This window comes from Glaciecola petra, assembly GCF_031846345.1.
Lineage (GTDB): Bacteria > Pseudomonadota > Gammaproteobacteria > Enterobacterales > Alteromonadaceae > Glaciecola > Glaciecola petra.
Genome location: NZ_JAVRHX010000001.1, coordinates 1,080,340 through 1,096,030, shown reverse-complemented (window position 1 = coordinate 1,096,030; position 15,691 = coordinate 1,080,340). Strand labels below are relative to the sequence as shown.

At 39.7% G+C, this 15,691-nt stretch carries 12 protein-coding genes; 4 read left to right on the top strand and 8 right to left on the bottom strand.

Going from position 1 to position 15,691, the window contains the following annotated elements:
- From mfd to RM552_RS04845, 4 genes are all read left to right on the top strand, one after another.
- Complete coding sequence (mfd, locus tag RM552_RS04860) at nt 1-3,513, top strand: transcription-repair coupling factor (RefSeq protein ID WP_311367650.1); 3,513 nt, start codon at nt 1-3, stop codon at nt 3,511-3,513.
- Nucleotides 3,514-3,649: 136 nt separating this feature from the next.
- Complete coding sequence (locus RM552_RS04855) at nt 3,650-4,732, top strand: CsiV family protein (protein WP_311367649.1); 1,083 nt, start codon at nt 3,650-3,652, stop codon at nt 4,730-4,732.
- 2 nt (nt 4,733-4,734) lie between these two features.
- Nucleotides 4,735-5,280 carry a cob(I)yrinic acid a,c-diamide adenosyltransferase gene (locus tag RM552_RS04850; RefSeq protein WP_311367648.1) on the top strand — a complete coding sequence of 182 codons (546 nt, stop codon included), beginning with the start codon at nt 4,735-4,737 and terminating at the stop codon, nt 5,278-5,280.
- A 27-nt stretch (nt 5,281-5,307) separates the two neighbouring features.
- A complete protein-coding gene (locus RM552_RS04845; RefSeq protein ID WP_311367647.1) occupies nt 5,308-7,623 on the top strand; it encodes a penicillin acylase family protein in 2,316 nt (771 codons plus the stop codon).
- Nucleotides 7,624-7,634: 11 nt separating this feature from the next.
- Here RM552_RS04845 and RM552_RS04840 read toward each other — a convergent pair whose 3' ends face one another.
- The 8 genes from RM552_RS04840 to thrS all read right to left on the bottom strand — a co-directional run bounded on the left by RM552_RS04840 (nt 7,635) and on the right by thrS (nt 15,514).
- Nucleotides 7,635-8,255 carry a hypothetical protein gene (locus RM552_RS04840; protein WP_311367646.1) on the bottom strand — a complete coding sequence of 207 codons (621 nt, stop codon included), beginning with the start codon at nt 8,253-8,255 and terminating at the stop codon, nt 7,635-7,637.
- A complete protein-coding gene (locus RM552_RS04835) occupies nt 8,227-8,523 on the bottom strand; it encodes an integration host factor subunit alpha (RefSeq protein ID WP_311367645.1) in 297 nt (98 codons plus the stop codon). The genes RM552_RS04840 and RM552_RS04835 overlap by 29 nt, the downstream gene beginning before the upstream one ends.
- Nucleotides 8,524-8,526: 3 nt before the next feature.
- Entirely contained in the window at nt 8,527-10,914 is a 2,388-nt protein-coding gene (pheT, locus tag RM552_RS04830) for a phenylalanine--tRNA ligase subunit beta (protein ID WP_311367644.1), read from the bottom strand.
- Nucleotides 10,915-10,927: 13 nt separating this feature from the next.
- Complete coding sequence (gene pheS / locus RM552_RS04825; protein WP_311367643.1) at nt 10,928-11,908, bottom strand: phenylalanine--tRNA ligase subunit alpha; 981 nt, start codon at nt 11,906-11,908, stop codon at nt 10,928-10,930.
- A gap of 347 nt (nt 11,909-12,255) precedes the next feature.
- Nucleotides 12,256-12,609, bottom strand: coding sequence for a 50S ribosomal protein L20 (gene rplT, locus RM552_RS04820; protein WP_311367642.1), 354 nt, complete (start codon nt 12,607-12,609; stop codon nt 12,256-12,258).
- 23 nt (nt 12,610-12,632) lie between these two features.
- Nucleotides 12,633-12,830 carry a 50S ribosomal protein L35 gene (gene rpmI, locus RM552_RS04815; RefSeq protein WP_311367641.1) on the bottom strand — a complete coding sequence of 66 codons (198 nt, stop codon included), beginning with the start codon at nt 12,828-12,830 and terminating at the stop codon, nt 12,633-12,635.
- A 113-nt stretch (nt 12,831-12,943) separates the two neighbouring features.
- Nucleotides 12,944-13,498 (bottom strand): translation initiation factor IF-3, encoded by a 555-nt coding sequence (gene infC / locus RM552_RS04810; RefSeq protein ID WP_311367640.1) that lies wholly within the window; start codon nt 13,496-13,498, stop codon nt 12,944-12,946.
- An 84-nt stretch (nt 13,499-13,582) separates the two neighbouring features.
- Nucleotides 13,583-15,514: a threonine--tRNA ligase gene (gene thrS, locus RM552_RS04805; RefSeq protein WP_311367639.1), complete on the bottom strand. Its 1,932-nt coding sequence runs from the start codon at nt 15,512-15,514 to the stop codon at nt 13,583-13,585.
- Between the last annotated feature and the right edge of the window lie 177 nt (nt 15,515-15,691).

The following is a 15,691-nucleotide window of genomic DNA, read 5'->3' as shown; positions in this document are numbered from 1 at the left end:
ATGTCGTCTATTTTTGAACCGAGAATTCCGCTAACCAGAAATCAACGCAAGATACCCGACCATTTGCACTGGAATCGGCTGGAAGGTGCAGCTGTGCCACTTGCTATCGCCAACGCTTACAAGAAGCATCAAGGTCCTTTAATAGTTTTAACGACTGATACAGCAGAAGCTTACCAGTTGGAAAAAGAAATCAGCTTCTTTTTGGACAAAAAAACCGACGATTTACATATTTTCCCTCATTGGGAAACATTAGCCTATGACCATTTTTCGCCCCATCAAGATATTGTTTCTAAACGTTTAGAAACGCTGTATTTACTCAGTCGTAAACAGCCTGGAATATTTTTGGTGCCCATTAGCACTTTGTTGCAACGCCTCGCCCCCGTCGACTACATTGGTAAACATCTCCTATATCTTCAAGAAGGAGAAAGATTAGACACCAATGATTTTAGACGGAATTTAGAGAAGGCTGGCTACCTGCATGTGGGGCAAGTAATGTCACACAGTGAATTTTGTATACGTGGTTCAATTATTGATATGTTTCCTATGGGCAGTGATCACCCATACCGGATAGATTTATTTGATGATGAAATAGACTCTATCCGCTTATTTGATCCTTCCACTCAAAGAAGTTTAGACAAAGTTAGCAACATTCGACTGCTTCCCGCGAGAGAATTTCCCACAGACAAAGAAGCACTATCGCTATTTAGAACACAATTTTTAAATAACTTCGATCAAATTAAGCAAAATGAAGCTGATTCCGTATTAAGCCAAGTAAGCAAAGGCACAATGCCAGGCGGCGTAGAATACTATTTACCTTTGTTTTTTAAACAGACCGCAAGTTTGTTTGACTATTTACATGAAGATGCCATTTTTGTTTATCAAGGCGGGCTTAATCAAGCCATTGAAAAATTTTGTCTTGATGTTGAAAATCGCTACGAACAGTATAAGTACAATTTATCCCGGCCATTATTAACACCAACTGCTCTTTTTCTCCATCAACAAGAAGTAAACGCTTTTTTAAAAGCATGGCCTTGGGCAAAGATTGACACAAAAAATGATATTTCAAAGGATCTCGCGACAACCAAGGGAAAGCTTGACTTTAAATCACAAAAAATAAATAACATAGGCATAGATACCCTAGCCACAAACCCTTATGCGGCTATTCAAGCTGAAATAAAACAAGCAAATGAGCAATGTATCCCTGTTATGTTTGTTGCAGAATCTGCTGGGCATAAAGAAAGCCTTATTAATATATTATTGAAAGCCAATATTGAGCTTTCTCCCGTCGACAATTTTAGTCAATATAAAAACATTAAAAAGCCGGGTATTTGCGTAGGTTCGGTAGAAGATAGCGTTAAAATTTTAGATGGCAAAAATTCTCTACTGCTCATCACTGAAAAACAACTACTAGGACATAAAGTAAGCAGGCGTAAGCAAAAAAACAAAACAACATCTATTGACGAAAGTGCCATAATAAGAAATTTAGCCGAATTATCCGAAGGCTCTCCAGTAGTCCACTTGGAACACGGTGTTGGGCGCTTTTTAGGTCTACAAACACTCGATGCTGGCGGTGTACCAAGTGAATACTTAAGTATTGAGTACGCCAAGCAAGCAAAGCTATACGTACCAGTATCATCGTTACATCTAATCAGTCGTTATTCTGGCGGTGACGCCGAACACGCCCCTTTGCATCACCTAGGCAACGACACTTGGTCTAAAGCCAAACAAAAAGCCGCTGAAAAAGTGCGTGATGTAGCTGCACAATTATTAGATGTATATGCAAAAAGAGCAGCTAAACCAGGCTTTGCGTATCCAATTAATTGGACAGATTACCAGAAATTTGCAGACAGTTTTCCCTATCAAGAAACGGCTGATCAAGAACAAGCTATCAATGCCGTATTGCAAGACATGGGCAGTAAAAATGCCATGGACAGACTCGTTTGTGGCGATGTCGGCTTTGGCAAAACAGAAGTCGCAATGCGAGCTGCATATATTTGTGCCATGCATGGCAAACAAGTCGCTATTTTGGTGCCTACAACACTATTAGCGCAGCAACATTATGAGAACTTTAAAGACCGATTTGCACAATTTCCAGTCAATATAGAAGTTGTTTCACGCTTTGTCAGTAGCAAAGACCAAAATCAGGTACTAGAACAATTGCAATCGGGTAAGGTCGATATTGTAGTTGGTACGCATAAATTGCTGCAAAATGACGTGACCTTCAACGATTTAGGCCTTGTTATTATTGACGAAGAACATCGTTTTGGCGTTCGTCAAAAAGAAAAATTTAAGGCCTTACGTGCAGACGTTGATATATTAACGTTAACCGCAACACCTATTCCAAGAACGCTTAATATGGCATTAAGTGGTATGCGCGATCTATCGATTATCGCAACGCCTCCTGCCAAACGCTTACCTGTGAAAACATTTGTACTACAAAAGCATAAAGATATTGTGCGTGAAGCGATAATGAGAGAGATATTAAGAGGCGGCCAAGTTTATTTTTTACATAATGAAGTCAAAAGTATTGAACAAACAGCAGCCGATATAAGCGAAGTAGTACCAGAAGCCAGAATTGCGATTGGGCATGGTCAAATGCGCGAGCGTGAACTTGAAAATGTAATGAACGATTTTTATCATCAACGCTACAACGTATTAGTTTGCTCAACTATCATAGAAACAGGTATTGATGTAGCGACAGCCAATACTATTATTATCAATAGAGCTGATCATTTGGGACTGGCGCAGTTGCATCAATTGCGTGGTAGAGTTGGTCGTTCACATCATCAGGCATATGCGTATTTACTCACACCTCACCCACGACGGATGACTAAGGACGCAACTAAACGCCTTGAAGCGATTGCGTCTTTAGAAGATTTGGGTGCAGGATTTGCACTTGCAACCCATGATTTAGAAATTAGAGGCGCTGGTGAATTGCTTGGCGATGATCAATCAGGGCAAATAAACACCGTTGGTTTTAATCTGTACATGGAAATGCTTGAAGCGGCCGTCGAAGCGCTTAAAGAAGGTAAAGAGCCGAGCCTAACCGATACTTTGGGTAAACAAACAGAAGTAGAGTTAAGAATACCTGCACTTTTCCCTGAAGATTATATTGGAGATGTAAATATGCGTCTCGCCATGTATAAAAAGTTGGCTAATTGCAAAAGCAATGAAGAAATTGATGACATTCAAATTGAATTGATCGACCGCTTTGGTTTATTGCCTGTTGCTACTAAAAATCTGGTGCAAATGTCAGTGATTAAATTATTGGCCAAGCGTTTAGGTATAAATAAAATTGAAGCCAATGAACGTGGTGGCAGTATTGAGTTTGCAGCTGACACTAAAGTAGACGCGGGTTATTTAATACAATTAATACAAAGTAAACCATCGAAATATCGCTTTGATGGTCCACAAAAGCTCCGATTTATCGAAAGTACACCTGCTACACATGCAAGAAGTGATTTTGTGTTTGAATTGTGCGAAAAGCTAGCCAAAGCAAGCAATGTCAAATAAAGTAGCAGTACTTCGCAGATTTATTACTGGTGCGAAGCATGTAATAGCCAAAAATAGAGAGAGATGCTAAGGAATGGATAACAAATTAATAATAAAATCTTGCAATGCATTTGTTCTATCAATATTAGGAATATGCATGTTAGGTTTTTCTTATAATGGTGTTAGCCAAGAACAGCAAGACTGGTGGTTTAATGTCGAATTCATCGCATTCAAACGAAATATTCTCGCTTCTAATGATGAGGATTTTTCGCAAGCAGACTTTCAATTTACAAATACGGCTTCTAAAGATATTTGGGCTGTAGATTTGTATATTAAAGCGCTAAAACATAATATTGAGTTAGCCCCATGTAAAGATCCGATGCTTAATTATTTTTCTGAACCTACACTCGATTTAGCGCTTCAACAACAACCAGAAGCGCATTTCGATAAACTTTATAACACATTAATAACTGGGCCAAGTCCCCTACACTGCTTGTTGGAAGCTGATAAACAAAAGCGCCTCCCTTATTCATATTATGAAAACGAATTTGCATTTCCCTTACCGCTTGGTCTGGGTCATGAAAAAGATTTTGTTCCCCAAGAGGTTTTTGCTAAAGACGCTATTTTCAAACCTTATACACACTTGATCACAAAGGAAGAGACAACGACGACAGAAGTCGCATCGCGTATTTTTAGGCAAAGAGACATACAAGGCCTTTTCTATACCGCTTGGCGTCAAAACGTCGTCTTTGGTGAGGACAACGCGCCATTTTTTCATATTAAAGCCGGTAAGTTATTAAGATTAAAACCTAAAGTGAGCTACGATGATTGGGAAAAATCGTATTTTGCTGATGAAAATCAAATTGAAATGCAAGACGACCAGTTTTTTGAAAACTTGAAACGTCAGTTGGAAAATAAAGAAGCTGTAGACTGGTTTAGCTCAATCGAAAAACAACAAGAAATATCTTCACGACCATATCAACAAAACTGGGAAATGGAAGGTTTATTTAAAGTCTACTTAGACTATGTTAATCAAATCCCATATTTACATATCGATTCTGAGTTTAAGCATTATCGCATAGCAATTAACGAGGCCGAACAGGCCCAATTTGAAACATTCCCAATGAAACAGCGTCGTCGGATTATCAGTAAACAGATTCATTATTTTGATCATCCTGCTTTCGGATTTGTTATTCGCTTAGAAAGGTTCGTACCCCCTGTAGAAGAAATAAAGGAATAGGCATGAAAATCTATACCAAACAAGGCGATAAAGGCACTACTGCTGTTTATACGCATGAAGTATTGCGGCTTAGCAAAGACGATATTCTTTTAGATTGCTATGGTACATTAGATGAACTAAATGCAAATTTAGGGCTTATTGTCGCAAAACTTCGAGCCGCGAATTCACAAACTAACGAATTAACAAGCGAATGGCTAGATACTTTACAAACATGCCAGCAACAATTATTCGCAATTGGCTTTGCTATTTCTGATGACGATAAATTGCACTTAAGTAGTGTTGATAAATTGGAAGTTCATATCGACAAAATGCAAAGTAAACTGCCACCACAAACCTCATTTATATTGCCTGGTGGATCAGAAATTGCGGCGCAAATACACGTTGCTCGAACAATAACCAGACGGGCCGAGCGAATATTAGTCAGTCTATCGAAACAACATGAAGTCAATGAAATAGCGTTAACATATTTAAACAGGTTGTCAGATTTTTTATTTGTTCTTGCAAGATACTGCAATTTTGTAAGTAATATTAAAGACATCTCCGTTTAGTCTGCATTTACATGCCAAGGAATAATAATGAGAATATTTAAGTGGCTTATAATAAGCATAATTTCGGTGTCAGTTTTATTAGCAATACTTTTATACTGGGGCCTTCATGCGAGTTTACCGCAACTAGATGGAGAATTATCTAGCCCTGAGCTTATACAAAACACCGAATTAGCACGAGATGATTTGGGCACCGCAATAGTCTCTGCGCAAAATGAATATGATGCGGCATTTACCTTAGGTTACGCACATGCACAAGATCGACTCTTTCAAATGGATTTATTACGTCGACAAGCTGCAGGAGAATTATCTGAGCTTGTAGGTCGCATAGCGTTACCACGTGACAAAAAGCACCGCACACATCAATTTAGAAAACGCGCTAAGGCAATATTTAAATCACTTTCCCCACATGAGCAAAAGTTGTTAAGCACTTATACGGCTGGCGTGAATGCCGGGGCTGAGGGATATTCGACCAAACCTCTTGAATACTACTTGCTCTCTTCTTCGTTCATACCATGGACACCAGAAGACAGTTTGTTGGCTAGTTTTAGTATGTATCTTGATCTTCAAGCCGCTCAAATCGAAACAGACTATCGTTTAAGCATTCTAAATGAAATCTTTGGTGAAGAGATGCTGCGTTTTTTTACTCTTCCAAGCACCTATCAGGCAGCAATTGATCAAAGCACCATACCTTTAGAGCCTATAAAAGTGCCAGTATTACCACCCTCCTTAACAAACAAAGACACTTTTGATACTGCTAATGTAAAAACATTAATTGAGGAAATTCCAGATATTGGGAGTAATAATTGGGCCGTTGCCAATGAACTTACTCAAAATAGTGGTGCCATGTTAAGCAATGATATGCATTTAGGACTATCTGTACCTTCAATATGGTATCGAGCTCAACTGAATTATGTTGAAAATGGTGAGTCAATTTCGATAACAGGTGTTTCCTTACCAGGTACGCCTGCTGTGATTGTTGGTAGTTCAAAACATATCGCTTGGGGTTTCACTAATTCGGGCATTGACAATGTTGATTGGATTGAATTATCGGACGAAAGCGTTATTACCGAGCTTACTGAAATAATAAAATTAAAAGACGGTGTTGAAGAATATACCTTTGAAACTAGCCCATATGGCCCAGTAAGACGCTTTAAAGACAAAACCTATGCCCTTGCATGGGTTGCTCATCAGTCTTATGCCGTTAATATGAAATTAGCTGACCTTGGCAAAGCTAAAAATATTGATGAGGCATTAAATATAGCTCGTTCGGTCCGTATTCCTGCGCAAAACCTAGTCTTAGCCGACAGTCAAGGTGATGTTGCTTGGCAACTTCTTGGTGCTATTAGTGGACGAAAGGCAGTGGCTAGGCATGCTATACCTGAGGAAAGTTATAGCCCTTCATGGAAAACAGCCGAACCAAACCCAGCCAATATGATTCGCCCTGATAGTGGCCGTGTTTGGAGTGCAAATGCAAGAATGGTCAGCGCTAAGGACATTGGCCGATATGGCAATGGCGGTTATGCCTTAGGTGCAAGACAAAAACAAATTGTGTCTTCTCTAATGGAAAACAGCAATTTTACTGAGCGGGACTTTTATGACATTCACCTAGATAATAGAGCTGTGTTTTTAGGTCCATGGCATAATTTATTACTTCAGGCTCTGGAAGCAGCACCAACTGAATATGCAGATGACATAAAACTATTAAATGAGTGGGATGCATGCGCATGTGAAGACAGCATAGGATATACACTTGTAAGAAGGTTTAGAAGTGAAGTGATTAACATGTTATTGGCGCCAATTAATAAAGAACTGAACAAACATGATTTGTCCGTTAGGTATATGTTAAGAGGAATAGAACCAGCAATTTGGGCTCTTATTGATCAAAACGAAGATAGTTGGTTACCTGTTGAATATGAAAACTATCAACAATTTTTTCAAGAAAGTTTCAAGCAAACAAAATCACGCTTAGTCAACCAATATGCCCTTGAAGGAAATGACTACACAGCTCTTGCATGGGGTAATGTGAATGCTTTAGAGGTACGACATCCGTTTTCTGGAAGTGTTGGCCCCTTTGGTGACATGCTTAACATGCCAAAAGTGAAAGGATTTGGTGACAGCTATATGCCAGCTGTCCAATCTAAGAGCTTTGGAGCTTCGCAACGCTTAATAGTCAGGCCAAACGCGTTAGAAAATGGCATACTGACGATTCCAGGAGGTCAATCGGGTCATTTTTTATCAAAATATTTTGAAGCAGGCTTCTTAGAATATGCCGGCCATCAGAATACTCCCTTATTGCCTGGCGACATTAAACACCGTTTACGCTTTTCAGCTACTGCAGACTAGTTCTAGCTCTGTTAGTTGGGTGTTTGCTCTGTTGAGACAAAAACCTGCCATTGGCGTTTAGACTCTTTAAGTGCATCACCTTCAAAGCCTTGAGCAATTAACTCTTGGGCGACCGCTTTGATAAGCTTGTCTCGTTTATCGACTAGTTCTTTAGATGTCGCGTGCATGTCTTGAAATGCAGGATATTTTCGATACACAGCATCAAGGTCTGAAAAATTATAAAAAGCTTCTTCAAATTCTGCTTGATAATTTGTTTTCATACCTTGAAAAGCAAGAAACACAAGCCCTTGCTCTCCTTGCATAAGGGCCTTCTCAGCAGCCAATAAATTCACTTCATCTGCGGCATCTAGCAATTTTTGTTGCCAATATAATAAGGCTTGGTCGTCTCCATCTGCAGCCGCCGCAGCTAATGATAATTTTACATCTTGAGCAGCAAGCAACTCATTTAATGATAGTAAAGGTGCTTTTTGTTCTGCAATTGTAATGTTTTCTGATTCTGCTTTATTGGTAGACGGAGGTTCTTGTTCTGAACAAGCAAACATAAGAAAAACGCTCACTAAAAGTGAACGTTTGAAGAGTTTTTGTGAAATGAAAGAACGCAAACTATTTTGCAGGCGGAATATTTTCCACACGACTTTTCAGCTTTTGCCCGGGCCTAAAAGTCACCACACGTCGAGCCTTTATCGGAATATCTTCTCCCGTTTTAGGATTTCGACCTGGCCGCTCATTTTTAGTTCGCAAATCAAAGTTGCCAAAGCCTGACAGTTTTACTTGTTCCCCTGCTTCAAGACACGCTTTTATTTCTTCAAAAAACAATTCAACAAGGTCTTTAGCCTCTTTCTTATTGAGGCCTAATTTTTCGAACAAATGTTCGGCCATATCTGCTTTGGTCAATGCCATATTTTAATCTCTCAATGCTGCACTAAAATTGTCACGCAAATGTCTAACTACTTTATCGACAGAATCTTGAATTTCTTGATCTTCTAGTGTTTTATCAACACTTTGCAACCAAATGGATAAAGCGAGGCTTTTTTCGCCTTCACTTATACCTTCACCTGTATACATATCAAACAAGTTTATGTCAACAAGATTAGATATTCCAATTTTTTCGATACTATTTAATAATTTACCCGTTTTTACTTGATCAGATACAACTAATGCAAGGTCTCTTCTAATTGCAGGGAATTTTGATATAACAGCAGCTTCAGGTATTTTTCTACCACTTACATGTTCTGTTTGTAACTCAAACGCAAAAACTTGTCCATTTAAGCCTAAAGGTTTAGCAAACTTAGGATGTATAGCGCCTATTACGCCAATTACTTTTCCGTTTAAGACAATATTAGCACACTGACCAGGATGAAATACGTCATGCTGAGACGCTTCAAACTCTAAGTTACAAGCGCCTGATTGTAAACTCAGTAAATTTTCTGCTATCCCTTTAATATCAAAAAAGTCTAATTTTCGGTTTGGAATGTCCCAATGTTCATTATGCGTATTGCCAGACATTACCAAGGCAATGTGCGGCGTTTGCAACACACCATTCTCTGCATTAGCGTCTGCTTTAAATGTTAGCCCACTTTCAAAAAGACGCAAGTTTGCTTGTTGGCGTTTTTGATTATAAGACAAAGCATCAAGTAGTCCGGGTAACAAACTGACACGCATAACTGACATATCACTGCTAATTGGATGCGGTAAGGTAAGAGTTTCAGCATTAGGAAACAACAAAGCTTGTTTTTTGGGATCCACGAACGAATATGTAATAGCCTCAAACGCGCCTTTGTCACACAGCAATTTTTTCATGCGATTAAGACTAATCTGACCTTCTTTCTTGTTAGACATTGATAAACGAGCAAGCGGTTTTACATTTTCAATGTTGTTGTAGCCAAATATTCTCGCCACTTCTTCAATTAAGTCTTCTTCTATTGCAATGTCAAATCGATAAGAAGGTGCTTTAACGGTCCACCCTCCTTCAGAGTCATCAACTGTCATTCCCAAACGTTGCAACATATCTGTAACTCGTTCACTAGCGATGTTCATGCCTAACACTTGGGTCAATCTTTGTGGGCGAAGCGTAATATGATTGCGAACCGGTAGCTGGTCTTTATCCTCTGCCACGGTTACTGGTCCAGCATGCCCACCCACAATATCTAATAACAGTTGGGTTGCGCGCTCCATAGCGTGCATTTGCAGCGCAGGGTCAACGCCGCGTTCATAACGATGTGACGCATCTGTGTGTAAACCATATGCTCTCGCTTTGCCTAATATTTCGTCTGGATTGAAAAAAGCGGATTCTAGGAATATGTTAGTTGTTTCGGCAGATACGCCAGAATATTCTCCGCCAAATATACCTGCCATAGCCAAGGCTTTTGATTCATCAGCAATTAATAAGGTAAATTCATTGAGCGTCACTTCATTGCCGTCAAGTAAAACAAGCTTTTCTTCTTTCTTAGCCGCGCGCACAACAATATCTCCGTCGAGTTTATCGTTGTCGAAGGCATGCATTGGATGACCAAGTTCGAGTAATACAAAATTGGTTACATCTACTACAGGATCAATTGACCGTATGCCGCTACGTCTTAGCTTTTCTTGCAGCCAGAGCGGAGACTGTTTAGACATATCAACATTTTCAATAATTCGTCCTAAATAACGAGGACAGGCTGAAACATTTTCTAAACGAATGCCGCGCTTTGATTGCGACTCAACAACATTTTTAGCTGGTGCTTCTTCGAAGACATCAGTTTGATTTAACACCCCTACTTCGCGCGCTATGCCTTTAATTCCGAGGCAGTCGGCACGATTTGGCGTTAAATCAATCTCTATTATACTGTCATTTAACTGCAAGTAATCTTTAATATCTTGACCCACTGGCGCATCAACTGGTAATTCTAATATGCCAGAATGGTCTTCACCCATGCCCAACTCAGAAAAACTACAAAGCATCCCGTGAGAGGGTTGACCACGTAATTTTGCCTTTTTAATTTTGAAATTGCCAGGCAGGACTGCGCCAACAATAGCGACTGCTACTTTAAGACCAGAACGACAATTAGGCGCACCGCACACGATATCGAGGAGTTCATCACTACCTACATTTACTTTGGTAACTTGCAGTTTGTCAGCGTCTGGATGTTGACCACACTCAATAACTTCGCCGACAACAACGCCGCTAAATTCTCCTGCAACGGGCTCAATACCGTCAACTTCTAAGCCAGCCATACTAAGCTGTTCACACAATTCATTGGTACTTATGGCAGGGTTTACCCATTCTCTTAACCAAGATTCACTAAATTTCATCTGCTAACTCTAATTATTTAAACTGTTTCAAAAAGCGTAAGTCATTTTCAAAAAATGAACGTAAGTCAGTTACACCGTAACGAAGCATTGTCAAGCGTTCAACGCCCATACCAAACGCAAAGCCAGTGTATTCCTCTGGGTCTATGTTGACCGCTTTTAACACGTTAGGATGCACCATTCCGCAGCCCAATACCTCCAGCCACTTTCCATTTTTCCCCATTACATCTACTTCTGCTGAGGGCTCAGTAAATGGAAAATAAGAAGGCCTAAATCTTATTTGCAAATCTTCCTCAAAAAAGTGATGAAGAAAATCATGTAATACCCCTCGCAATTCTGCAAAACTTACATTTTTATCTACCATTAAACCTTCAACTTGATGAAACATTGGTGTATGCGTTTGATCGTAATCATTACGGTATACGCGGCCTGGGGAGATTATGCGTAACGGGGGCTTTTCAACCTCCATGGTTCGTATTTGTACACCTGAAGTTTGTGTTCGCAACATCAAATTAGGATTAAAATAAAAGGTGTCATGGTCAGCTCTAGCTGGGTGATTTTTTGGGATATTCAAGGCATCAAAATTGTGAAAACCATCTTCAACTTCAGGCCCTTGCTTTACTGAAAAACCAAGTTCACCAAAAAAACTTTCAATACGCTCAATTGTTCGATTAACCGGATGCACATTGCCAATTTCGGTCAATCGTCCAGGCATAGTCACGTCAACCGACTCTGCGGCTAACTTTGCATTTAGTTCTGCATCTTTTAAGGCTTTTATTTTGGTATTAATTAGACCTTGCACTTGCTGCTTGGCCTGGTTAATTTTTTGACCAGCGGCCGGACGTTCTTCAGCACTTAATGCACCGAGACCTTTCATTAGCCCAGTAACTTTGCCTTTTTTACCCATAAATTCAACACGCACAGCGTCAAGTTCATTAGGCGTACTAGCTTGCTCGACAGCAGCTTCAGCCTCTTTAATTATTGCTTCAAGCTCCATTTTTCCCTCGTTTTATTGGGCTTTTAACAAATCACAAAGACTCTCTATGTAATATTATGCGAGATCCAATGCGTTTGTTGTTGACTACAATTCGTTTCAACCCATTAGTTTACATTGTTTACACGAATTTTTCGTTAAGAATATGAATAAATTAACGTTTTATTATCAAACCTAAATAATCTTCAACACAATATAAGTCAAAATAAGCATAAAGTACCAAGTGACCTTGCGTTTTCAGACATAAATTTAGCGATCAAAAAAGCGAGCATCCTGCTCGCTTTTTTGAAAAAGAACTTAAACTCGCTAATTGAATAGCTGGGTTTAATTAAAATGTTACTTAAAATTGCTTATAAAGCGCCTTTTGCTGCATCGACAAGTGCAGTGAAAGCTGCTTTGTCGTGTACAGCGATGTCAGCCAGTATTTTACGATCGATTTCAACAGAGGCTTTTTTCAAACCATTGATAAAACGAGAATAAGACATACCGTTTTGACGGGCAGCTGCGTTTATACGAGCAATCCAAAGTTGGCGGAACTGACGCTTACGTTGACGACGGTCGCGGTATGCGTACTGACCTGCTTTAGTTACTGCTTGCACCGCTACGCGATAAACACGTGAACGAGCACCGTAATAACCTTTAGCTTGCTTTAATACTTTTTTGTGACGTGCGCGAGCGACTACGCCGCGTTTTACTCTAGCCATTGTTCAGTCTCCTAAGTGCTAAGTTATACGTATGGCAACATGCGTTGAATAAGTGCTGTATCGTTCTTATGAACGAGCTTCTTACTACGCAAGTGACGTTTACGCTTAGTACTCTTTTTGGTCAAAATGTGACGCAAATGAGACTGTTTGCTTTTGAAGCGACCTGAACCCGTTTTTTTAAAACGTTTTGCAGCACCGCTGTTGGATTTCATTTTAGGCATTGCTAAAACTCCGCATTGTTTACCTCACAGGTAATATAAATACCTATTGTGAGTGGTTAAAATTTGCAGCAAGGTGTTATAAGTTGTGCAGACTTATAAACTTTAGACCATTACTACTTCTTGGTAGGTGCGAGAACCATGATCATTTGACGACCTTCTACACGATTGGGGAAGGCCTCAACCGTGGCAATATCTTGCAAATCGGATTTAACCCGATTTAAAAGTTCGATACCAATCTCTTGGTGAGCCATTTCACGACCGCGGAAGCGAATCGTTACCTTGGCTTTATCTCCACCTTCTAGAAAGCGACGCAGGTTGCGCAGTTTTACCTGGTAATCGCCTTCATCAGTGCCAGGGCGAAATTTAATCTCCTTGACCTGAATTTGCTTTTGTTTCTTCTTTTGTTCTTTTTGGGCTTTGCTCTTTTCGAACAAAAACTTCCCGTAGTCCATAATTTTACAGACCGGAGGAGCTGCATTAGGGCTAACTTCTACTAAATCTAAACTTGCTTCAATAGCGAGGTCCATTGCTTCGGTAATTGACACTACCCCTGCTTGTTCACCATCTGCTTTCACCAAGCGTACTTCATTAACGGTTATTTCTTCATTAATACGGGCTTTGTCGCCCTGAGATTTATTGCTAACGCCTTTAATTTGGTATTCCTCCAAGAACTTTAAAAAATGGCAAGCCAGCCGAATTTAACACGCGGCATGGCTTGCAGATGCGTATTATACCTATTCTTTATCGGAGCGCTATTGAATTTTTTTACTTTTTATGTCGTTTTGCATTAAATCAATAAAAGCTTGTGCATCCATCACCCCTAAGTCTTTTCCTTTACGGGTTCTGACAGCCACTTTGTTGGCTTCTTTTTCTTTATCACCAACCACTATCATATAAGGCACTTTTTTAAGTGTATGTTCCCTAATTTTGAAACCAATTTTTTCGTTTCTAATGTCCGATTTCGCTCTTAATCCGGCAGTCTTTAACTCCTGTGTAACAGTATTGACGTACTCTGACTGCGAATCTGTAATGTTTGCCACTACAACTTGCGTTGGAGCTAACCAAATAGGAAAGGCGCCCGTAAATTCTTCAGTTAATATACCAATAAAACGCTCTAATGAACCAAGTATGGCTCTATGTATCATTACCGGTGTTTTACGCTCACCGTCTTCGTCAACAAATGTTGAACCTAATCTTCCTGGCATAGAAAAATCTAGCTGTACTGTGCCACACTGCCATGCCCTATCTAAGCAATCATAAAGTGTAAATTCTATTTTAGGCCCATAAAACGCACCTTCACCAGGCAAATAATCGAATTCGATATCCATACCTTTTAGCGCATCAGCCAAGGCTTTTTCTGATTTATCCCAAATTTCGTCAGACCCAACACGCTTTTCTGGCCGTGTCGACAGTTTTACGACTATCTTTTCAAATCCAAAAGTCGCATAAGTGTCGTAGACCATTTTTATACAATCTGTAACTTCATCTAAAATTTGTTCTTCGGTACAGAAAATATGAGCATCGTCTTGTGTAAAACCTCTAACACGCATTAAACCATGTAATGCGCCTGATGGTTCGTTACGATGACAACAGCCAAACTCTGCCATTTTTAAAGGTAAATCTCTGTATGACTTTAATCCTTGATTAAATATCTGGACGTGACCTGGGCAATTCATAGGTTTTATTGCATATTCACGTTTTTCTGACTCTGTAGTAAACATATTCTCAGCATATTTATCCCAATGGCCAGACTTCTCCCACAATGATCTATCCATCATCAAAGGACCTTTAACCTCGTCGTATCCGTATTCACGAAGTTTCTCACGAATGAATTTTTCTAATTCTGTGTATACTGTCCAACCATCGTTATGCCAAAACACCATCCCGGGTGCTTCTTCTTGCCAGTGCCATAAATCAAGTGCTTTACCTATTTTACGATGATCTCTTTTTTCTGCCTCTTGCAAACGATTTAGGTAAGACTTTAACTGTTTTTTATCTGGCCAAGCAGTACCATAAACGCGTTGTAACATTTTATTGTCGCTATCACCCCGCCAATATGCACCCGCAACTTTCATTAATTTAAAATAGTGACAAAAACGCATATTAGGGACGTGAGGGCCACGACACATATCGACATATTCTTCATGATGATATAAACCAGGCTTGTCGTCTTTTTCTATATTTTCATCGAGTATTTGAATCTTATAAGGTTCACCTCGTTCTTCAAAGGCATCTCTTGCTTGCTGCCAGGTCACTACTTTTTTAATTACGTCGTAATTAGTTTTGGCCAGTTCAAGCATTCTTTTTTCTAATTTATCGAGCGCATCCTGGTTTAATGCCTCATCTAAGTCTACGTCGTAATAAAAACCATTGTCGATAGTTGGACCAATCGCCATTTTTACATCAGGATAAAGTTGCTTTATCGCATGTCCCAATAAATGCGCGCAAGAATGACGAATAATTTCTAACCCTTCTTCATCACGCGAGGTAATTATTTGAAGTTTTGCATCTTTTTCAATGACATCAGTTGCATCGACTAAACTGCCATCTACTCTACCGGCAATGGTAGCTTTGGCCAAACCAGGCCCTATATCATTGGCAACATCTAAGACTGAAACTGCGCTATCAAACGAACGTTGACTGCCGTCAGGGAGAGTAATGTTTACGGGGTTTACAGAAGACATCTATATATTTTCCTTTCAGTGGTGACACCTACCAAGCGCCACATGATCAATGTAGGGTGCGGATTATAGCGATTTGACCTAATAATATGCAAATGAAGTATTGAATTTTCTTGATATTTTTCCTACTTCACTTGGATCCGAATCAAGCTCCTTGCCATAAAAAGAGTACCATTCGAA

Coding starts and splice junctions, on each gene's coding strand:
- rplT (WP_311367642.1), bottom strand. CDS start 12,609: ATGGCTAGAGTAAAACGCGGCGTAGTCGCTCGCGCACGTCACAAAAAA.
- rpmI (WP_311367641.1), bottom strand. CDS start 12,830: ATGCCTAAAATGAAATCCAACAGCGGTGCTGCAAAACGTTTTAAAAAA.
- thrS (WP_311367639.1), bottom strand. CDS start 15,514: ATGTCTTCTGTAAACCCCGTAAACATTACTCTCCCTGACGGCAGTCAA.
- RM552_RS04835 (WP_311367645.1), bottom strand. CDS start 8,523: ATGGCATTGACCAAAGCAGATATGGCCGAACATTTGTTCGAAAAATTA.
- pheS (WP_311367643.1), bottom strand. CDS start 11,908: ATGGAGCTTGAAGCAATAATTAAAGAGGCTGAAGCTGCTGTCGAGCAA.
- mfd (WP_311367650.1), top strand. CDS start 1: ATGTCGTCTATTTTTGAACCGAGAATTCCGCTAACCAGAAATCAACGC.
- RM552_RS04850 (WP_311367648.1), top strand. CDS start 4,735: ATGAAAATCTATACCAAACAAGGCGATAAAGGCACTACTGCTGTTTAT.
- pheT (WP_311367644.1), bottom strand. CDS start 10,914: ATGAAATTTAGTGAATCTTGGTTAAGAGAATGGGTAAACCCTGCCATA.
- RM552_RS04855 (WP_311367649.1), top strand. CDS start 3,650: ATGTTAGGTTTTTCTTATAATGGTGTTAGCCAAGAACAGCAAGACTGG.
- RM552_RS04845 (WP_311367647.1), top strand. CDS start 5,308: ATGAGAATATTTAAGTGGCTTATAATAAGCATAATTTCGGTGTCAGTT.